This is a genomic window from Pseudarthrobacter sp. 05T312 (assembly GCF_056396685.1).
In genome coordinates, this window is record NZ_JBFTLY010000019.1 from 51,357 (window position 1) to 71,297 (window position 19,941).

A 19,941-nucleotide genomic window follows, 5' to 3' on the forward strand; every position below is an offset into this window, starting at 1 on the left:
GTCTTGCGCTGTGCGCCGTTGGTGCGGTCCTGCTCATCGTTGAGAGTGGAGGTGGGACTGGACTGCTGTTCGGTTGCGTATCGGTGGGCTGGTTACGTTGCAGCGAGGGTTGCGTAGAGGTCGGTCAGCCGGGCGAACCCGGCCAGGTCGGCCGGGAGGGTGCCGGCGCTGAGATGGTTCTTCAGCCGCCGCCACGCCGCACGGTGGGCGGATTCGTACAGGGTTGGAAGCAAAAGTTCGCCGTGGGCCCCGGTGGCCCTGACTTCGGCGGGCCACGCGGCGTCCGGTTCCGGCACCCGGACGGCCACCCCGCCGTCGGCCGTGTAGAGGTGGATGTCGACGCCGGCCGGGCGGGCGGCGGTGAGTACGCCCTGGGCGGTGAACGGCGCGCCGTTGGCCAGGCGTGCGCTGACCGTGTATCCGCCGGCATCGCTGCGGAGGACTTCGGCGCTGTACAGCGGTCCGCTGACGGCCAGCACGGCGGCAAAGTGCCGCGCCAGGAGGCGCCGGACGTCAGTGCCCGGGGCCGCCGTCGCCACGCTGTCCATCAGGGACGCCGTGCCCAGGCCGCCCCGTACGGCGTCACGGCCGTCGGGATTGCCGCTTTCGTTGATCAGCGCGGGGTTGGAGGCCCAGTGGAGATCGAGGACGACGGCGGCACCGGTGGCCCGGGCAGCGTCCGCCAGCTGCGTGGTCTCCTCCGGGACGGGATCCACCACCAGGATGCCGCGCGACCCGGATTCGATGGCCCGGGCGGCCTCCGTGGTCCAGCCTGCTTCGCCGGCGATTACCGCAACGTCGGCGATCCGGTCCTGTGCGGCGGGGCCGAAGGTTGCCGGCAGGGACGCAACCGCCGAAGCTACGGCCCCTGCTTCCTCGGCCCGGGGCGTTGCTGCCACTGTGTAGGCGCTCATGCGTTCACTCCTGCCTTTTCGGCGGCGGCAACGTTCTGCACGGTGGCCTCCGAGATGGCCAGGGCAAACGTCAGGTCATCGATCAAATCCTGGGCGGAGGGTGCCTGTCGGGTTCCGCGGGCCAGTTCGGCCAGGTGCCGCCACTCGCCTTCGTAGCCGTTGTGGCCGTAGGGGCCGTAACTGGTGACCTGGCTGCCGCGGGAGAAGGTGGCCACGGCGGATCCGGCCTGGACGTAGGACGGCGTGAAGTCGATGTGGAGCGCAGAGTCGTCGCTGATGGCCTCGAAGGTCCATTCCGGCTTCCAGGTGCTGTTCATAACTGCGCGCAGTTCGATCACGCGGGTGGGGGTCCGGAGCGAAACGGCGTAGCCGAAGGGCCGCACGTGCCGGGCCTGGAGCACCTCGATGTCGCCGAAGTCCGGCGTGAAGCGGCGCACCAGGGGGAGGTCGTGGATAGCCAGGCCCATGATCCCGCCCTGCATCATCGCCTTGATGACCTCGACGTCCGAGTAATCGGGGTTGCCTGCGGCGGGGCGGGTGATGATTTCGGTGGCGAAGTCTTCGAAGCGGGCATTCGGCGGCAGGACGATGGAGGAACGAATGGTGTGCACGCGCTCCGGAAGGTCACCCCAGTTCTGTTCCGCCGCCAGCCAGCCGGGATCGAAGGTGTGCATGGCTCCCACCACGATCGGCACGCCCGTTTCGGCGCTGACGTCCGCGATCCTGGCTGCCTCCCCACCGTTCATGGCGAAGGGCTTCTCGCAGAGGACCGCTTTCTTTCCTGCCCGGCAGGCGGCGATGACCTGGTCCGCATGGAACTGGTGGGGGCTGCAAATGGCCACGATGTCCACGTCAGGGTCTCCCAGCAGGGCATCCATGCCGGTGCTGGAGGTGGCGCCGACGCGCGCTGCCACCGACGAGGCAACAGCAGGGTCCACGTCCATGATGTGCCGTACTTCCAGGATGTCCTGGAGCCGGGCCAGTGCCGGAAGGTGGATGGCCTGGGTGACGGGCCCGGCGCCGAGGATGCCGACGCCCAGGGGCCGTTCTGCTGGCGCTTCGATATGGGACAAGTTCTATTACCTCTTTGTAAGGCGGACTCTGGAGTGCCGGAGGGATCAGTGCGGCGGATGGTTGCCATCGGAACCGCGAATGTGCCCTGAATCACAACGTAGAACTACTTTTGATGCGCGTCAAGCAAAAGTTGTTTGTTTCGCGTCATTCTTCTGACGTGGTGACAGCAGTAAGTAACAGTGTTATGACTTAGACATGACTTCAACGACGGGCAGGCAGGCCGGAAAAGACTCCGACGTCGGCAGCCTGTCGCGTGCTGGGGACCTGTTCCAGCTGCTCCGCGACGGTAGGGCCCGCACCCGCGCCGAACTTGCCCTGAGCACCGGGCTGGCCCGCTCCACGGTGGCCTCCCGGATCGATGCGCTCATGCTGTCCGGACTGGTGGGCCCGGCAGGGGAAGCCCTCTCCAGCGGCGGCAGGCCGCCGTCGCGCTTTGCTTTCAACCCCGCAGCCCGCCTGGTCCTGGCCGTGGATGTTGGTGCCACGCACCTGGTGGTGGCGGTTACCGACCTCGGGGGCAAAATCCTCGCCGAACACCGGCTCGAGCAGCAGGTGGCCGACGGTCCGGAGGCCGTGCTGGACCAGGTGGTGGCCCAGGGCAGGGAGCTGCTGGCCTCGGCGGGACGCAGCGTCGCAGAACTTGCCGGGATCGGCATTGGATTGCCCGGACCCGTGGAACATGACACCGGCAAGCCGGTGAAGCCGCCCATCATGCCGGGCTGGGACGGGTTCGACGTGGTCAGCTACGTCCAGCGGTCCCTGCCCGTCCACGTGCTGGTGGACAACGACGTGAACATCATGGCTCTGGGGGAGCAGTCCGCCCACTGGCCGGAGCACAACAACTTTTTCTTCGTCAAGGTGGCCACCGGCATCGGCTCCGGCATCATCAGCAACGGCGAACTGCAGCGTGGCGCCAACGGCACGGCGGGCGACCTGGGGCACGTGCAGGTGGCCCGAGGCGCGGATGTCCTCTGCGCCTGTGGAAACTTCGGGTGCCTGGAGGCACTCGCGTCAGGTCCCGCCGTCGCCCGTTCGCTGCGGGAGCACGGACTGGACGTCGGGAGGGGCGCCGACGTGATCCGGCTCGCCGCAGACGGCAACCTGCAGGCCATCCAGGCGCTGCGCCAGGCAGGCCGGGACATCGGTGAGGTGCTGGCCACCGTGGTCAACCTGCTCAATCCGTCCGTGATTGTGGTGGGCGGCAGCTTTGGTGAGACGGGGGAGCACGTGGTGGCCGGCATCCGCGAAGTGGTGTACCGGCGCTCGCCCCCGCTCGCCACCTCGCACCTGCGCATCAGCGTCTCCCGCGCCGGAAGCCAGGCTGCCGTGCTGGGGGCAAGCCAGCTGGTCACCCAGTACATTCTGTCGCCGGCCATCATTGAAGCCACCCTGGCCAGCGCCATCGCCGGGTAGCGCCGGGCAGTGCTCCGGCGCTACCCGGCGGCTTCTTACGCCTCCGCCTCGGGTTCCGGCGCCTCGGTCAACAGCAGGGCCGTTCCGCCGTAGGCGGGCAGCTCCAGGAAGAAGCTGTGCAGGTCGTCCACCTGCGCCACGGTCTCCCCGCTGAACAGGTCCTGGACGTTGGCGCCGGACGGCAGTTCGTTGGACTGGATGCTGCCGGTAATGTCCTGGCCGGAGAAGTTCAGGGCAGTGACCTGCAGGGCCCCGTCCTTCAGCCGGTTGACCAGCACCAGCGCTGCGCGGTTGGAGACCTCGGGCACGTCCAGGAGGGTACCGGTGGCGATCCCGTTTTCCTCGCGCACGGCGAGGATCCGCTGCAGCCGCCGCGCGAAGGAGTCCTGGTCCTGCAGCTGGTCCGGCAGGGAACCGTACAGGCTGCGGGCCCTCGGCATTCCTGCCGATGAGTTGGTGGCGTCCGGGCTGGTCCCCATGAGGTCGTGGGCACCGCGGTTGATCCACCGCGTATCACCCTGTGACGTGAGCTCGCCGACGCTGCTGCGGTCCAGTGCCAGGATACCGGTGAGGTCCCAGCCGGACAGGGCAAAGACTCCGGGCTGCAGCGCGTTGTACATGGCCAGGAGCAGGTGCACGTCCCGGATCTGCGCCTCCTGCTCCGGGGTGACGGCGGCCGGGTCCTTGATCCCCAGGGCGGCCATGATGAAGCTGACCGTGGTGCAGGCAATGCCGTTGGTGGTGAACACGGCGTTGTAGGGCGCATTCTCGCCGGTGAGACGGTCCCGCAGGGTCTGCTGCACGTTCTCGGCCAGCTGGGCGCCCGTGAGTTCCTCGCCGTTGAGCTCGAACATCTCGTCCCGGTGGCCGGCGGCGAAGTGCAGCAGCTCGTAGGTGAGTTCGTCATGGTTCTGCAAAGCGTGCACCAGTGAGGCCTGGTCCACCCCGATCTCCATGGATAGCCGGAGGGTCAGCCGCAGGAACTCGGTATCGGCGGTGACCAGGGCGTAGTGGTACGCCGGGCGGGTGATGAAGTCGTAGGAGAGGTCGGGGCCGGACTCCGAGGTCGCCTTGATGTCGTCAATGGTCAGGTTCAGTTCCTGGAAGGAGAACCCGCCCACCTTGCGGATCATGGAGCCGATGAGCTGGTTGGCGGCTTCGGACAGCGGGTGCCCTTCGGACCAGCCGGGCTGCTCTTCCGCGCTCTTCTCAACGCCCAGGAAGCCGTTGGCATCGAGGCGGAGTGCCCCCGTGCCCAGGTCCACCAGCGAGTGCAGGGCGTCGCCCACCACCAGGCGCATGCCCGCGAATGTGGGGTCAAGCCAGTTGATGGAGGGCTGGCCGGCCTTGAAGTAGTGCAGGTAGACCCAGCGGCGGGTCTTGCCGGTGGTGTCCACGATGGGCCGCGTGGCACTCCAGTTGGTTTCCTTGACACCGGGCTCGTAGAAGATGACCCGCTGCAGCCGGCCGATGATGTAGCCGGCCTTTTGCAGCGCCTGCTCCGAGTCGGGGCTGAGGTTGACCGAGTCTGCGCCTTCCGGGACGTCCGGGAGCAGGTTCCAGTCCTCTTCCGGAATGTCCACCATGTGGTAGATCCCCGGGTAGTCGCGGAAGTTCATCTCGGCAAGGCGGAAGTCCGCGCCCTTGCCGGTGTGGCCGGGGACGATGTCGTCAATCACGGTGCCGTCATGCTCGGCGGCCACCTCGCACATGCTGCGGAACTCTTCTTCGGTGCCGAAGACGGGGTCGATCGCCATGCTGATGCGGTCGAAGTGCCCGTCCACGCTGGGCGTGTGGGACCAGCCGCTGATGCCGCCGGCGAGCTTCACGGGTCCGGTATGGATTCCGCGGATCCCGATCTCGCGGAACGCCTTCCACATTTCGGGGTCGCCGAGGGCGGACAGGAATGACTGCCCGGTCCGGGTGATGAAGGACAGCGGGTAGGCGGTGAACCATACGGAGGCGCGTTCGACGGCGGCCCGCGGGTTGGGATGCGCGTACGAGTTCTGCCACATGCTGGCCTGGCCGGACAGCTGCCGTGCCAGCGTGTTCGCGTCCCCGAGCATGGCCTGGTTCCGCAGCCACTCCACGTATGCCGCGTTACGCCCGTCGAATTCGAAGGACGGCCGGCTGCCCACGAACTGCCGCCGGCGCGCGATGGGACGCAGTGCCTTGGGGCGGGCCGCGAAGAACTGCTCGTCGAACGTGACCTCAAGGTCCGGTGACGGCTCCGCCGCGTCCTCTTCCACTTCCACGCTGGCCTGCGCGGCCTCATCCGCTTCCGAAGTACGCTCGCTGGTGCCCGGCTCCCGCATAAGCTCCTCTTTCCATTGCTCGTTTCCGTGCTGGCATGGATGCTCCAAGACCCCTTGCCCAAGGTCAGGTACCCAAGCGAGCAGGGAGTATTCGGTGTTCCCCCTCCCGATGCTACTGCCCGGCGGAGCCAGCGGGAGGGACACCGGCGCGCCGGTTCTCTGCCCAATGGGGGAATCCCCATTGTTTTGCCGGATTCCCCCACCAACGCGCCAAGGGGTCGTATTCTTAGAGCAAAGGTTTTGCAGTGGGCCGAAGCGCTGATAGCAGGGCTGGAACATGGCCGCTGATCCCTCGGGGCAGGTTGGCTGGGGACCGCTTCCAGTTACGCCGGAGCCGGTCTTCGACAGCAAAGACGTCGAAGACTACCTCCGGGAAGTCACCCGCGACTTCATGGCGGGCATCAAAGGTGAGCGCCGCAGCATCGGCTGGGCGGCCACCCTCTTTCGCTTGGGAAAAGCGCGCACCCTGGCTGCCAGTTCCGAGCAGGCGCGCGAGGCTGACCGGGAACAGTGCTCGTTCGCCGACGGACCGGTCATGGAATCCCTGCGTACCGGGGCGTTCGTCCTGCTCTCGGACCTGGGCCGCGACCGCCGGTGGCCCGGCTACTCCAGTGCCGCCGCCGTCCATGGCGTGCAGTCGCTGCTTTCCGTCCCCATCCTCAGCGAAGGTGCCACCAGCGCTGCCATCACCCTTTACGCAGCCTCCCCGCACGCCTTCACCAGCGATGACCTGGTGCTGAGCCAAAGCTATGCCCGCCAGGTATCGCGCGCCCTGCGGGTGGTGGTCCGCACCGCCGAGCGCGCGGAAGCAACGGCGGGTCTCGCCGTCGTCCAAAGCTCCCTCGTCCTGGTGGACCTGGCGGTGCGCAGCCTCATGAACGAATACGGCCTCACCCGCGAGGGCGCGCTGCGGTTCCTGCAGACGCAGGCGCTGCACCACGAAATGGACCTGCGGGATGCGGCGCTGAACGTCGTGGCCCCCGTCGGTGTGGACCGCGGGGCCGGGCAGCCTTCGGGGCTGCGGCAGGAAACGTACGACGGCGTGGCGGAACTTCCGCGGCCGTCGTCGGCGGGGCGGGACTTTCCAACCGGAACGTCGCCCCGCAAGGATGCTGCGGCGGGGAGGGAACCCCCGCCCGCGGCCTGAAGGGAGGACAGCATGACCATAGAGAAGCAGGACCTGCGCCCCGTCGCGGACGGACCGGAGAAGCACCCCTGGCACCGGTTCGTTGCCCTGGGGGACTCCTACACCGAAGGAATCGGCGACCCCGAACCGAACAGCCTGGGCGGCCTCCGGGGATGGGCGGACCGGGTGGCGGAAGAACTCGCCGAAGGCCAGCCGGACTTCGCGTATGCCAACCTTGCGATCCGGGGGATGCTCCTGCGGCAGATCCTCGACGTGCAGCTGGAGCCGGCGCTGGCGCTGAAGCCTGACCTGATCGCCATGTCCGGCGGCGGCAACGACATTGTGTTCCGGCATGGGGATCCGGACAAGCTGGCGGAAAAGATCGACGAAGCCGTCGGCATCCTGTCAGCCACCGGAGCCACCGTCCTCCTGTACGCGGGTCCCGACTGGGGCGACACCCCCGTCTTTGGCAAGATCCGCGGACGGGTGGCGATCTACAACGAGCACCTGCACAGGATCGGTGCGCGGCACCACGCCATCATGGTGGACCTGTGGTGCCTGCCGGAGCTCCAGCACGCAGTGATGTGGGACCCGGACCGCCTTCACCTGTCCCCGCTGGGCCACCACTCCGTGGCCGTGGCCACCCTCAACGCCCTGAAGGTGGCCCACCCGCTGAAGCCGCTCCAGCCGCGGCCGCTTCCGGCCCACGGGTGGACGCAGGCCCGGGCCGAGGACCTGGTGTGGGCGCGCCAGTACTTCATGCCATGGGTACTGAAGCAGTTGCTTCCCCGGCATGCTGACGGACTGGCGGCGAAGCGGCCGCAGCCGGGACCCGTGTTTGGCCGTGGCCTCCCTGGCCCGTTCCCGCCGGGCCACCCGGTTGCGGGCGGGAACCTTGGCGCCCCTGACGGGACCGCGCCGGAAGGGCAGGCAGCCTAGCCGCGGGCAAACCCGTTTCAGGACCTGCGGGCGTCCCTGGCGAGCACGATCACCGCGGGGACCCCTGCCACGATGGCCGGGACGGCCAACAGCAGGCCGTATCCCGGCTGGAACACTGACAGCACCGCGGCAATGAAAGATCCGGCCAGGGCGCCGATGAGCGCCACGGACCAGGGCCTCCGGCGGTCCCTGGCGTTGAAGAACAGGAAGCCCCCGAGGGCGGCTGTGGCCACGCCAAGGGCGACGACGATCCCGAAAACAATGGCCGCCCCGGCCCCGGGTGCGTCCTTGAGCTGGTCAATGAGCGCCACGGGTACTGCAAGCATCCAGCTGCCCAGAAGGAATGCGGTTACACAGGCCGCCAGGCGGCCTCTGGGCACCGGGTCCAGGGTGTGGATCTGCTCCGGCGGAAGGTCGGACTGCTGGACGTGGCGGTGGTTTGCCGGCGGTGTTGGCCGCGGCAGCCGCATGAAACTCTCAAGCATGGATCCCCCGAACGTAGTGCTTGACGTCCTTCCAACCTACACCGGGCCCTCAGAGCTGCCCCGCTGTATTCAGCCTCAACGCTTCTTCGGTGCCCGCTTGGAGGCTGCGTTCAGCGCCGACTTCACGGCGGGAGGCAGGATGCCCTGTTCCGTTTCGGGCTCCGCCACCGTTCCACGCGCCTTCGCGATGGCTTTCATGCCGTGGTAGATCACCAGCGCGGCAGCGGAACCAAGGGCGATACCGGTGAACTTCAGGTCCCCGATGGTCCAGGTGTAGTCAGCGATGCCGATGATCAGGGCGACGGCGGCGGTGGTCAGGTTGATGGGGTTGGAGAAGTTCACCTTGCTCTGCACCCAGATCTTGACGCCCAGGATGCCGATCATGCCGTAGAGCATGGTGGCCGCGCCGCCCAGCACACCCGCCGGGACGGTGGCAATCAGTTCGCCGAACTTCGGCGAGAAGCTGAGCAGGATGGCGAACATCCCCGCCACCCAGTAGGCCGCCGTCGAATACACCTTGGTGGCTGCCATGACGCCGATGTTCTCCGCGTAGGTGGTGGTGCCCGAGCCGCCGCCAAAGCCGGCCAGGACGGTGGCGGCACCGTCTGCCATCAGCGCCCGTCCGGAGACGCCGTCGAGGTTTTGCCCCGTCATGGCGGCCACGGACTTCACGTGGCCGATGTTCTCCGCCACCAGCACCAAAACCACCGGGACGAACAGGCCCAGGACGCCGATGTGGAACTCGGGAGTCTGGAAGTGCGGCAGGCCGACCCAGGCTGCGGCGTCCATTTTGTCGTACTTCACTTCGCCGCGGAGCATGGCCACCAGGTACCCGACCACCACGCCCACCAGGATGCTGAGCCGGCCCAGGATCCCGCGGAACAGGACGCTGACCAGGATGATGGTAACCAGCGTGACCAGGGCAGTGATGGGGGCGGCGTCGAAGTTCTGTTTTGCCGCTGGGGCCAGGTTCAGGCCAATCAGCGCCACGATGGCTCCGGTGACAATGGGAGGCATCAGCCGGTTGATCCAGCCAGCGCCGAATTTCTGCACCACGGCGCCCACCAGGGCCAGCGTGGCGCCGGCCAGCACCACCCCGCCCAGGGCACCGGGAATCCCGAACTGGGCCTGTGAGGCGGTAATGGGGGCGATAAACGCAAAACTCGAGCCCAGGTAGCTGGGTACCCGCCCCTTGGTGATTACCAGGAACAGCAGCGTGCCGATGCCCGAGAAGAACAGCGTGGTGGCGGGCGGCATGCCGGTGATGATGGGGACCAGGAAGGTGGCGCCGAACATGGCCACCACGTGCTGCATGCCCACGCCGATGGTCAGGGGCCACGCCAGCCGCTCATCCGGGGCCACCACCTGGCCGGGCTTGATGGTTTTGCCGGTGCCGTGCAGCTTCCATTTGATTCCGAGCATGCTCATGGGAAGGAATGCCTTTCAGGGGGTGCCGCGAGGGGGCGAAGATCAACTCGGTCCAGAATACCGCCAAGTTTTCGCGCGCACCCGCTGTGGCCAAGGTCACCCCCGATGTGGGAAGAGCCAGCGTTCACTTGAAGTTGCAACTATGGAAAGCAACCAGGGGCCACCGCGGCAGGCGGATGACCCGCAGCGAAAGGTACGCCAATGACCATTGCCCATGAAGAAGCGGTTATCGATTCGGCAGCCGTGGACGCCATCTTCGCCCAGGCCCGCACCGCCAACTCCTTCACCGGCGAGGTGACCGAGGAGCAGGCCCAGGCCATCTATGAGCTCACCAAGTTCGGCCCCACCGCCTTCAACTCCCAGCCGCTGCGCGTCACTTACGTCCGTTCGGCCGAGGCGCGGGCCACCCTGGTGGACGCTTTGTCCCGCGGCAACCAGGCCAAGACCGCCTCCGCCCCGCTCGTGGCCATCCTCAGCTACGACACCGACTGGGCCGGCAAGTGGGACAACTTCCTCCCCGGCTATAACGCCCCCAAGGCCATGTACGACGCCGATCCCGCGCTCGCGGCTGCCACGGGCAACAACAACGCCCACCTGCAGGCGGGCTACTTCATACTGGCCGTCCGCTCGCTCGGCTTCGCCGCAGGTCCCATGACCGGCGCCGACTTCGCCGCTATCGATGCCGCCTTCTTCCCGGCCGGCGACCAGAAGAGCTTCCTGGTGGTCAACATTGGCGAGCCCGGCGAGGAGGCCTGGGGCGAAGCAAAGCCCAAGTACTCCTACGACGACGCCGTCCGCACCGTCTAACACTTCCCGACGCGCCATCACTTCCGGCCCCCTTTTTCCCAACGCCCTATCACCTACTGATGGGGCGTTTGGCTTTTAAGGGCGGGAGGTGATGGGGCGTCTGGACCGGGCCAGGTGGGAGACTGGGGCCATGGCGGTGCGGAACCTGATCTTTGTGGCCTTCGTGGAGCCCGTGGCCGAAGGCCAGGTCTTCCCGCGCACGGACTGGCCGCTGCACATCACGCTGGTGCGGTTTGACGTGAGGTTCGACGCCGCCACGACAGGAAGCGCGGACGTCGCGGAACGCATCGCCGGGCTCGCTGACGCACCGGCAGCCGCAGCGCTTGGCACCGCGCTCGCCGTGGGGGAGGACGCCGCGTTCGGGCGCAACGGTTCGGTGCCGGTCAGCCTCATCGAGCCCCAGCAGGACCTGCAGGGGCTGCACGCGCAACTGGTTGCCGCCGTCGGCAGCATGGACGGAAGAATACTCACGCCCGCCCACACCCTCGCCGGGTACCGTCCCCACGTCTCACACCACGGTGGCAAGCGCCTCCACCGGGGCGACGCCGTCGTGCTTGACCGCGTCGCCCTGGTGGACATGGCTCCCGGTGGCGACCACGCCATCAGGCGCGTCCTCAGGCTGTGGAGCCGCGAAGGTGAAAGCTAGGCGATGACGCTGTCCACCAGGGCTTTGGCCTCGGCCTGGACCTGCTTCAGGTGGTCCTCGCCCTTGAAGGACTCGGCGTAAATCTTGTACACGTCCTCGGTACCGGACGGCCGGGCGGCGAACCAGGCGTTCTCGGTGACCACCTTCAGGCCGCCGATGGCGGCGCCGTTACCGGGGGCCTCGGTGAGCTTGGCGGTGATTTCCTCGCCCGCCAGCGACGTGGCAGTCACGTCAGCGGCGGACAACTTGCCTAGCTTGGCCTTCTGCTCACGCGTCGCGGCGGCGTCGATCCGGGCGTAGACCGGGGCGCCGAACTGGTCGGTCAGGCCCTTGTACAGCTGCGACGGGGACTTGCCCGTGACCGCGGTGATCTCGGAGGCCAGCAGGGCCAGCAGGATGCCGTCCTTGTCCGTGGTCCATACGCTGCCGTCCAGCTTGTTGAAGGAGGCGCCGGCGGATTCCTCGCCGCCGAACGCGCCTTCACCCGAGAGCAGGCCGGGCACGAACCACTTGAAGCCCACCGGGACCTCCACGAGCTTGCGGCCCAGGCTCTGCGCCACGCGGTCGATGATGGAAGAGGACACCAGGGTCTTGCCCACCACGGAGGCCGGGTTCCAGCCGCTGCGGTTGCGGTACAGGTAATCGATGGCGACGGCGAGGTAGTGGTTGGGGTTCATCAGCCCGCCGTCCGGGGTGACGATGCCGTGGCGGTCTGCATCGGCGTCGTTGCCCGTGGCGATATCGAAGGAGGATCCGCCTGCGGACATCCGCTGGATCAGTGAGGCCATGGCGGACGGCGAGGAGCAATCCATGCGGATCTTCTCGTCCCAGTCCAGCGTCATGAACGCCCACTGCGGGTCCACGGTGGGGTTCACCACGGTGAGGTCCAGGTGGTGGCGCTCGGCGATCTCGCCCCAGTAGTCAACGGAGGCTCCACCCATGGGGTCGGCACCGATTCGTACGCCGGCCTCGCGGATGGCGTCCAGGTTCAGGACGGACGGAAGGTCGTCCACGTAGCTGGAGAGGAAATCGAACTTGCCGGTGGTGTCCGCGGCTTGCGCGTCGGCCAGCGGAATACGCTTTACGCCCCGCAGGCCGTTTTCCAGCAGCTCATTGGCGCGGTTAGCGATCCAGCCTGTGGCGTCCGAGTCGGCCGGGCCGCCGTGCGGGGGGTTGTACTTGAAGCCGCCGTCGGCGGGCGGGTTGTGGCTGGGCGTCACCACGATGCCGTCAGCCTGCGGTGCGCCGGGCGCGGCCTTTCGGTTGTACGTGAGGATGGCGTGGCTCAGGGCCGGGGTGGGGGTGTAGCCGTGCCGGGCATCGACCAGTACCTGGACGCCGTTGGCGGCGAGGACCTCGAGGGCCGAGTTCTGTGCCGGCTCGCTCAGTGCGTGGGTGTCCTTGGCCAGGAACAGCGGACCGGTGACACCCTGGGCGGCCCGGTATTCCACGATGGCCTGGGTGATGGCCACGATGTGCTGCTCGTTGAAGGAGGCCTTCAGGCTGGATCCCCGGTGCCCGGATGTCCCGAACACCACGCGCTGGCCGGGATCACTGAGGTCCGGCGCGATGTCGTAATACGCGTCAAGGAGCGCAGTGATGTCAACAAGGTCCTGGGGTTGGGCAACTGTACCCGCGCGGCTAGCCATGGCTCCAGCATGCCAGAAGCTGGCAGGAGTCAAAACGATCCGCCCAGAATCCGGACGCTGTGACCTGCTGTGACGGACGCAAACCAAGTAGTCAACCTGAGTACACGGCCGCAAAAGTACCTATATACCGGGCCTTCGGTGCCCTGCTAATTTCAAGGAAATTCCACGAAAACACGCGGAAGGAACGGACGACGGCGGCCCGCCGCCTTGGTCGGTTCCGGCAAGGAAACGGGGACGTCCAATGGGGGCAGGAGACGGGGCAGCGGAGCAGTCCAGGCTTGCTGCCGAGCGCGTGGCACGGCTGAAACGCCGGTTGGACGAGGCCGAACACTCCACCAGGGCATGGGATACCGGCGCGGTGGGGGAGCGGACGGTTGCCGACAAGCTCAGCGAGCTGGTTCCCCGCGGCTGGTACGTGCTCCACGATGTCCACTGGCCGGGCAGGCCCAAGGCCACCCTGGACCACGTCCTGGTGGGGCCGGGCGGTGTGGTGGTGGTGGATTCGAAGAACTGGACCGGCGAGGTGCAGGTGGCTTCCGGTGTGCTGTGGCAGGGCCGTTATGCACGTACCCAGGCCGTTGAGGGCGCCTTGGCCCAGTGCGCTGCCGTCGCCTCGGTGCTGGCTCCGCCGCACCGCAGGCTGGTGCGCCCACTGATCTGCATGGCTGCGCAGCCTGACCTTTTTGGTATCACCGACTCGGACGTGGCCGTGGCCGGTTCGCAGCGGGTGGTCCCGGCGATCGAGTCGCTGCCGGCGGTGCTGAACCAGCAGGCCGTGGTGGGCCTGTACGAGGACCTGGGCCGGCAGCTCACGCACGAGCAGGAGCCCGGAATCACCGCCCTGCGCAACGTGCGCCCGGGAACCGTGGTGCGCCCGGCGGGAGCCCTGCCCCCGGCCGGTCCCGCCGCAAGCCCGGGAGGCAAGGCCGGAGCCAAGGACGCAGCCAGGGCCCGCAGCGTATCCCGGCACCCCGCCGGCCGTGCCCTGCCGCCACGGGATGTCCAGGCCGGTCAGCATGCGGCTGCGCCGGGCGGCCATTGGCGCCATGGCCGGAACACCAGGGCGCAGCAGCACGGCGGGACCAGCGGAGCCAAGCTGGCGCTGCTGGCTGCCTTCGTTATTTTTGCCGTCTATTTCCTGCCCTACTTGGCCCGCTAGGCTCCTGCCGGGTCCCGGGCCGCAGCTGGTCCATGGCTGCCCCGCGGACCGCCGCGCCGAGCCGCGCGAGCCGGTTTGAATCGAGGGACCAGGCCTGCCAGTAGAGGGCAACGTCCTGGTGGGCCGGCTCGTCCAGCCGGACCAGGGTGCCGTCTGCCAGTTCGTTTGAGAGCTGGAGCTCCGGGATCATTCCCCAGCCCAGGCCGGCCCTGACGGCTGCGAGGAATCCTTGGGATGAAGGCACGGTATGCGTGGGCGGAGCGTGCAGCACGCCCTTCATGGCGAGCAGTTGCTGCTGCAGGGTGTCCTTTGCGTTGAATTTCAGGACCGGCATGGCCGCCCAGTCCGTGCCGTCCGGGCCGGAGAAGCGCCGGCGCAGGCCAGGAGTGGCCACCGGGATGTAGCGCATGGACCCCAGCAGTTCCACGCGGCACCCGCTCACCGGCAGGGGGTCGGAGGTCACCGCGCCCATCACCGCGCCGTCGCGGAGCAGTTGGCTGCTGTGGCCCTGGTCTTCAACGTGCAGGTCGAGGGCGGAGTCCTCCCACGCGGCGGCCCGGTGCAGGACGGGGAGGAACCAGGTGGCCAGGGAATCCGCGTTGACCGCTACCGGCAGATGGGCCCGTGAGCTTGACCCCGCTCCCAATGCTGCTGCGGTCTCGGCCTCCAGGACCTGCACCTGGCGGCCCATCCGCAGCAGCAACGCGCCGGCGTCGGTGGCGGTGCAAGGCAGCCGGCGGCGCACCAGGACCTGCCCCACGGATGTTTCCAGCGCCTTGATGCGCTGGCTCACGGCTGACGGAGTGACGCGGAGCAGGTCTGCCGCGGCCTCAAACGTTCCTTCGTCGACTACCGCGACGAGGGCCTTCAGGTGCTCAAGGTTCATGAAGACATTCTAAGGACAGGAAAGAATCCGTTATTTGTCTACAGCCGCCGCGCAATCCTATGGTCGTGGGATGTGGACCGCGGGAATAACGGGAATGCTGACCGGGCTGGCTCTGATCGTGGCGATCGGCGCCCAGAACGCTTTCGTGCTGCGGCAAGGCATCCGCCGGGAACATATCGGGGCGGTCGTGGCTGTCTGCATGGCCGGCGATGCCCTGCTGATCGTGGGCGGAACTGCGGGGATCGGAGCGCTGGTTACCCAATTCCCCGGAGTCCTTGAAGTCCTGCGCTGGGCCGGTGCCGCGTATTTGCTGTGGTTCGCGGTGCGGTCCTTCCTGGCAGCCGCGAGGCCTTCCGCCCTGACGGAGCAGGCGCCTAGGTCCAGGAGTTCGGTTGTCGCCACCACGGCCGCCCTGACCTTCCTCAACCCACATGTTTATCTGGACACCGTGGTGCTGTTGGGCAGCCTCGCCAACCAGCAGGGCCCCGGGCTGCGCTGGACCTTTGCCGCCGGCGCCGTGGCCGGAAGCGTCCTGTGGTTCACGGCCCTCGGCTACGGGGCCAGGGCACTGGCCCGGGTGCTCTCCAGCCCCCGGACCTGGCGGTGGATCGACGCCGCCATTGGCGTCCTGATGGTGGTCCTGGCCGTCCGGCTGCTCCTGCACTGAAGTAGGCTGTAGCCAGATTTACAGGGGAGAAACCATGAGCAACCAGCCGTCCCAGGGACCGGACTACCAGCGTCCCGAAAACCAGCCCGGCGGCTCGCCGTGGCCCGGGTACCAGCCGCCGGCCCAGTACGGGCAGGGAGCCGGCTACGGCCAGTCCCAGCATGGGCAGGCCCAGTACAACCAGCCGCAGTACAACCAGCCGCAGTACGGCCAGGGACCATATAACCAGGCCCAATATGGCCAGCCTCAGTATTTCGGCCAGCCGTCCTACTACGGCCAGCAGGTGGAACCCAAGACGCTGAGCATCGCCAGCATGGTCTGCGGCATCGCCTCGGTACTCATGGGCTGGCTGTTGCTCCCCCAGTTCGCCGCCATCATCACCGGCCACCTGGCCCTGCGCCGCGAACCCTCGGGCAAGGGGATGTCCATCACCGGCCTGGTGCTGGGCTACCTCTGCCTGCTGGGCTACGGGGCGCTCTGGCTGTTGTTCATCATTGGCGTGGCCGTCGCCGGCACTGCCGGGTCAAACACCGGCACGTTCTAACCGGCAGGTGCCGGGCGCTCCGGTCCGGCACGAAAGGCGGCCCGGGCACCTGATGCCCAGGCCGCCGTCGCGCTTTCCCCGGCTGCCTACCCCTTCGCTGCGGCGGCCGCCGGCTCCGCAACCGTGCCCGCCGGGTAGATCGATTCCGCCGGGGCGCGGTTGGTGGCCTTGGCCCACGGGTAGTAGACGGCGAGGGTGGCCGCGATCCCCACGAGCCAGGAGATGTCCGCGCCGCCCAGCAGCTTGGTGACCGGGCCGGTGTACAGCGACTGCGCCAGGAACGGGACCTGGATGACGACGCCGATTCCATAGGAGACCAGGGCGGCGGCGTTCCAGCGGCCGTAACGTCCGTCCGGGTTGTACAGGGCGGGGATGTCCAGCCGGTCCCGGGAGATCTTGTAATAGTCCACCAGGTTGATCACGGACCATGGCGTGAACACCATCAGCAGCAGGAGCACGAAGTTCTTGAACAGGTTCAGGAAGTCCTTGCTGGCGAACAGCGCGATGAGGACGCTGGCGCCGATGACCGCAACGATGAAGGCGATCCGGACGGCTTTGGAGACGGTGTCCCGCCGGTTGATCGCGGTGCTGATGGTCACGCCGCACATGAAGGCGCCGTAGGCGTTCAGGCAGTTCACCGTCAGCTTGCCCGTGACAATCATCAGGTAGATAAAGATGGCGAGCAGCCCGCCGCCGGCGAGGTCTCCCATGTACCCCACCTGGTTCTTCAGGAAATCCCCGCCCAGCTTGGCGGCTGACAGTCCGCCGGCCAGGGCGCCCAGGGTCATGGCCCACTGGGCGCCGCCCACCGAGCCGGCGAAGGTGTACCAGAACGTCTTGCGCTCCGAGGTGTGCACCGGGAGGTAGCGGGAGTAGTCGGCGACGTACGGGCCGAACGTCAGCTGCCAGCCGGCGCCGAGGGCGACGGCGGTAAGGAAGGTGGGCCACTCGAAGCCCTTGACCATCATCACCTGGGTGACGTCGAACTTGGTGGCGACGGCGACCGTCAGGTAGAGGAAGCCGGCCAGGCCCAGCACGGTGGCGATGCGGCCCAGCGCGTGGATGTATTTGTAGCCCAGGATGGCCAGCAGCGCGGTGGCCGCGCCGAAGATGAGGATTCCGACGGCGGGCGTATCCACTCCCAGCATGAGGTTGATGGCCTGCCCCGAGAGGACGGTGCCGGTGGAGGCGAATCCGACGTACATCAGGATGACCAGTGCCAGCGGGATCACAGCGCCGTAGACGCCGAACTGGGCCCGGCTGGAAATCATCTGGGGCAGCCCCAGCTTGGGGCCCTGGGCAGAGTGGAGGGCCATGACGGCGCCGCCCAGCACGTTCCCCACCAGCAGGCCCACGATGGCCCAGAAAGCATCCGCCCCGAACACCACGGCGAGGGCGCCGTCCACGATGGCGGTGATCTGCGCGTTGGCGCCGAACCACAGGGTGAACTGGCCCCGCGGGTGGCCGTGGCGCTCGCCCGGCGGAATCATGTCGATTGATCGTGCCTCTACGGCGGTACTGCCTGCGGCCATGGCCAAACTCCTCAGTGATGAAAACGTAGGGTCCATCACATCGGGTTTCCGGGCGCCGCGACACCGCCATCCCGCGCCGGCTGTCCGGGAACCCAGCCAGCCCGGCGTGTCGCCGTGGGGCGGCCCGGCCCGTGGCTGCTAGCGGAGAAGCTCCACGTCCGAGACAAGCTCGATATGCGCCAGCATCGCCTTCGCTGCTGCCTCCCCGTCCTGCGCGCGCACGGCATCGGCGATCTTCCGGTGTGATGCCAGGGACTGTTCCGGGCGGCCGGGCTGGCCCAGCGACTCCATCCGGGTCTCCAGGATCATTTCCGCAATGAAAGCCATCAGCTGCGCCAGGACCGAGGAATGCGCCGCGGCGGTGATGGCCTGGTGGAACAATTCGTCGCCATGGGTTCCGCGGTCGCCGTCGCCGATCTCGCCAGCCATGACGTCCAGGGCGTTGTCGATGGCGGCAAGGTCCTGGTCCGTCCGGCGTTCGGCAGCAAGGGCCGCCAGCTTCACTTCAAGGGTGCTCCGGGCCTCCACGATTTCCGGCAGCCGGCTTTGGTGTTCACGCAGGCCCTTGACCACCGAGGCCACGCTGGGGCGCCTGGCCAGGACGGCGCCGGTGCCGTGCTGCACGTCGATAACGCCGAGTACCTCGAGGGCAACCAGCGCCTGGGCCAGGGTGGCCCGGGAAACGCCCAGCCTCTCGGCGAGGTCGCGCTCGGCCGGAAGGAGGTCGCCCGGCTTGAGCTGCGCGGACTCTATATACGCCAGGATCTGCTCCACCAGCTGCTCATAGAGCCGGGGCCGCGTCACGCGTTCCAGGCCCATCCGTGCCGTCTTCTCCACAAAACCCTCCCTTGGGTGTACTTGTCCAGAATACCGGCACCGTCTATTGACAGATAGACTCACTGTCTAAGAGGCTAGTCCAGTGAGCCAGTAACTCACGTCACACTCTCGCACCCCCAATGGAGGACCAACGATGTCCGCTCCTGTCTTATCGATCATCATCCTGGCGGCGATGTTCCTGCTCGCCACCGTCCTGCCCCTCAATATGGGCGCGCTCGCCTTCGTGGGCGCCTTCCTGCTCGGCGCCGTGGTGCTGGGCATGTCCACCAATGAGATCCTGGCCAACTTCCCCGGCGGCCTCTTCCTGACCATAGTGGGCGTCACCTACCTCTTTGCCATCGCGCAAAACAACGGCACCATCGACCTCCTGGTCCGGGGCGCCGTCAAACTCGTGGGCAGCCGCGTTGCCCTCATCCCCTGGGTCATGTTCGCCATCACCGCCGTGATCACGGCCGTGGGCGCACTGTCTCCCGCCGCCGTCGCCATCATTGCCCCCATCGCCCTGAGCTTCGCCGGCAAGTACAAAATCAGCCCGCTGCTGATGGGCATGATGGTGATCCACGGCGCGCAGGCCGGCGGCTTCTCGCCCATCGCGGTCTACGGCGTCACCGTCAACGGCATCCTGGCCAAGACCGACCTCGCCTTCAGCCCGACGGCGCTGTTCCTCTCAAGCTTCATCTTCAACCTGGTCATCGCGCTGGTGCTGTTCGTGGTCCTTGGCGGCAAGACCCTCCTGTCCTCCAAGGTGGGGCACTTCGTGGAGCAGGCAGCCGAAGCCCGCATGTCCGTAAGCGTCGGCGCCAAGGCAGCCGGCGGCGACGTCCCCTTCAAGGGCTTCGGCTCCGGCATGTACGGCCCCCGCGACCCCGCAGGCGACGGCATTGCCGCCACCAAGGAACGTTCCGAACGGATCCCCCAGCTGGTCACCATTGCCGGACTGATCGTGCTGGCCGTTGTGGCCCTCGGCTTCAAGATGGATGTCGGCTTTGTGTCCATCACCATCGCCATCGTGCTGGCGCTGGTCTCGCCCGCCGCGCAGAAGGGCGCCATCAACAAGATCAGCTGGTCCACTGTGCTGCTCATTTGCGGCATGCTGACCTTCGTCGGCGTGCTGGAGGAAGCCGGCACCATCAAATTCGTCTCCAGCGGCGTGGCCGGCCTGGGAATGCCGCTGCTTGCAGCCCTCATCATCTGCTTCATCGGCGCCGTGGTGTCCGCCTTCGCCTCCTCCACCGCCATCCTCGCAGCGCTCATCCCGCTCGCCGTCCCGTTCCTGTCCACCGGTGAAATCGGCGCCGTGGGCGTCATCTGCGCCCTCGCCGTCTCAGCAACGATCGTGGACGTCTCGCCGTTTTCCACCAACGGCGCACTGGTGCTCGCCAACGCCCCGGAGGGCGTGGACAAGGACCAGTTCTACAAGCGGATCCTCGGCTACAGCGGCATCGTCATCGTGGCCGGACCCATCCTGGCATGGCTGGCACTGGTGGTTCCCGGCTGGCTCTGACGGCCACCGCCCCCGC

At 67.5% G+C, this 19,941-nt stretch carries 18 protein-coding genes; 9 read left to right on the plus strand and 9 right to left on the minus strand.

Annotated features, from left to right (window positions below; genetic code table 11):
• Window positions 1-92: 92 nt before the first annotated feature.
• The gene (locus tag AC1DIP_RS18495) at window positions 93-914 is read right to left on the minus strand and encodes a hypothetical protein (RefSeq protein WP_477734625.1); all 822 of its coding nucleotides are present in this window, start codon (window positions 912-914) and stop codon (window positions 93-95) included.
• Window positions 911-1,987 (minus strand): Gfo/Idh/MocA family oxidoreductase, encoded by a 1,077-nt coding sequence (locus AC1DIP_RS18500; protein ID WP_476208455.1) that lies wholly within the window; start codon window positions 1,985-1,987, stop codon window positions 911-913. The genes AC1DIP_RS18495 and AC1DIP_RS18500 overlap by 4 nt, the downstream gene beginning before the upstream one ends.
• Before the next feature lie 196 nt (window positions 1,988-2,183).
• Between AC1DIP_RS18500 and AC1DIP_RS18505 the strand changes: the two genes are divergently transcribed.
• Complete coding sequence (locus AC1DIP_RS18505; RefSeq protein ID WP_477734626.1) at window positions 2,184-3,401, plus strand: ROK family transcriptional regulator; 1,218 nt, start codon at window positions 2,184-2,186, stop codon at window positions 3,399-3,401.
• A 35-nt stretch (window positions 3,402-3,436) separates the two neighbouring features.
• Here the strand turns inward: AC1DIP_RS18505 and treS are convergent, their stop codons facing one another.
• Window positions 3,437-5,716 (minus strand): maltose alpha-D-glucosyltransferase, encoded by a 2,280-nt coding sequence (gene treS, locus AC1DIP_RS18510; protein WP_477734627.1) that lies wholly within the window; start codon window positions 5,714-5,716, stop codon window positions 3,437-3,439.
• A 277-nt stretch (window positions 5,717-5,993) separates the two neighbouring features.
• Between treS and AC1DIP_RS18515 the strand changes: the two genes are divergently transcribed.
• Both AC1DIP_RS18515 and AC1DIP_RS18520 read left to right on the plus strand, forming a co-directional pair.
• Window positions 5,994-6,863: a GAF domain-containing protein gene (locus AC1DIP_RS18515; RefSeq protein WP_477734628.1), complete on the plus strand. Its 870-nt coding sequence runs from the start codon at window positions 5,994-5,996 to the stop codon at window positions 6,861-6,863.
• Window positions 6,864-6,875: 12 nt separating this feature from the next.
• A complete protein-coding gene (locus AC1DIP_RS18520) occupies window positions 6,876-7,781 on the plus strand; it encodes a GDSL-type esterase/lipase family protein (RefSeq protein WP_476208463.1) in 906 nt (301 codons plus the stop codon).
• A gap of 17 nt (window positions 7,782-7,798) precedes the next feature.
• On the opposite strand, the gene AC1DIP_RS18525 is transcribed toward AC1DIP_RS18520, so the two are convergent.
• Both AC1DIP_RS18525 and AC1DIP_RS18530 read right to left on the minus strand, forming a co-directional pair.
• Entirely contained in the window at window positions 7,799-8,266 is a 468-nt protein-coding gene (locus AC1DIP_RS18525; protein ID WP_476208465.1) for a hypothetical protein, read from the minus strand.
• Window positions 8,267-8,341: 75 nt separating this feature from the next.
• On the minus strand, window positions 8,342-9,694 hold the full coding sequence (locus AC1DIP_RS18530; RefSeq protein WP_476208467.1) for a solute carrier family 23 protein: 1,353 nt from the start codon (window positions 9,692-9,694) through the stop codon (window positions 8,342-8,344).
• Window positions 9,695-9,895: 201 nt separating this feature from the next.
• Between AC1DIP_RS18530 and AC1DIP_RS18535 the strand changes: the two genes are divergently transcribed.
• A complete protein-coding gene (locus AC1DIP_RS18535) occupies window positions 9,896-10,501 on the plus strand; it encodes a malonic semialdehyde reductase (protein WP_477734629.1) in 606 nt (201 codons plus the stop codon).
• 130 nt (window positions 10,502-10,631) lie between these two features.
• On the plus strand, window positions 10,632-11,147 hold the full coding sequence (locus AC1DIP_RS18540; protein ID WP_477734630.1) for a 2'-5' RNA ligase family protein: 516 nt from the start codon (window positions 10,632-10,634) through the stop codon (window positions 11,145-11,147).
• On the opposite strand, the gene pgm is transcribed toward AC1DIP_RS18540, so the two are convergent.
• Entirely contained in the window at window positions 11,144-12,796 is a 1,653-nt protein-coding gene (gene pgm, locus AC1DIP_RS18545) for a phosphoglucomutase (alpha-D-glucose-1,6-bisphosphate-dependent) (RefSeq protein ID WP_477734631.1), read from the minus strand. The two genes, AC1DIP_RS18540 and pgm, sit on opposite strands and share 4 nt — an antisense overlap.
• A gap of 241 nt (window positions 12,797-13,037) precedes the next feature.
• On the opposite strand from pgm, the gene AC1DIP_RS18550 reads away from it, so the two are divergent.
• A complete protein-coding gene (locus AC1DIP_RS18550; RefSeq protein WP_477734632.1) occupies window positions 13,038-13,955 on the plus strand; it encodes a nuclease-related domain-containing protein in 918 nt (305 codons plus the stop codon).
• On the opposite strand, the gene AC1DIP_RS18555 is transcribed toward AC1DIP_RS18550, so the two are convergent.
• The gene (locus tag AC1DIP_RS18555) at window positions 13,915-14,841 is read right to left on the minus strand and encodes a LysR family transcriptional regulator ArgP (RefSeq protein ID WP_477734633.1); all 927 of its coding nucleotides are present in this window, start codon (window positions 14,839-14,841) and stop codon (window positions 13,915-13,917) included. The genes AC1DIP_RS18550 and AC1DIP_RS18555 overlap by 41 nt on opposite strands.
• A 70-nt stretch (window positions 14,842-14,911) precedes the next feature.
• On the opposite strand from AC1DIP_RS18555, the gene AC1DIP_RS18560 reads away from it, so the two are divergent.
• On the plus strand, window positions 14,912-15,508 hold the full coding sequence (locus AC1DIP_RS18560) for a LysE/ArgO family amino acid transporter (protein ID WP_477734634.1): 597 nt from the start codon (window positions 14,912-14,914) through the stop codon (window positions 15,506-15,508).
• A gap of 34 nt (window positions 15,509-15,542) precedes the next feature.
• Complete coding sequence (locus AC1DIP_RS18565) at window positions 15,543-16,052, plus strand: DUF4190 domain-containing protein (RefSeq protein ID WP_477734635.1); 510 nt, start codon at window positions 15,543-15,545, stop codon at window positions 16,050-16,052.
• Window positions 16,053-16,138: 86 nt separating this feature from the next.
• On the opposite strand, the gene AC1DIP_RS18570 is transcribed toward AC1DIP_RS18565, so the two are convergent.
• Both AC1DIP_RS18570 and AC1DIP_RS18575 read right to left on the minus strand, forming a co-directional pair.
• On the minus strand, window positions 16,139-17,584 hold the full coding sequence (locus AC1DIP_RS18570; protein ID WP_477734636.1) for a purine-cytosine permease family protein: 1,446 nt from the start codon (window positions 17,582-17,584) through the stop codon (window positions 16,139-16,141).
• A 138-nt stretch (window positions 17,585-17,722) separates the two neighbouring features.
• Window positions 17,723-18,421 carry a FadR/GntR family transcriptional regulator gene (locus tag AC1DIP_RS18575; RefSeq protein WP_477734637.1) on the minus strand — a complete coding sequence of 233 codons (699 nt, stop codon included), beginning with the start codon at window positions 18,419-18,421 and terminating at the stop codon, window positions 17,723-17,725.
• 133 nt (window positions 18,422-18,554) lie between these two features.
• On the opposite strand from AC1DIP_RS18575, the gene AC1DIP_RS18580 reads away from it, so the two are divergent.
• Entirely contained in the window at window positions 18,555-19,925 is a 1,371-nt protein-coding gene (locus AC1DIP_RS18580; RefSeq protein WP_476208484.1) for an SLC13 family permease, read from the plus strand.
• Window positions 19,926-19,941: the final 16 nt, after the last annotated feature.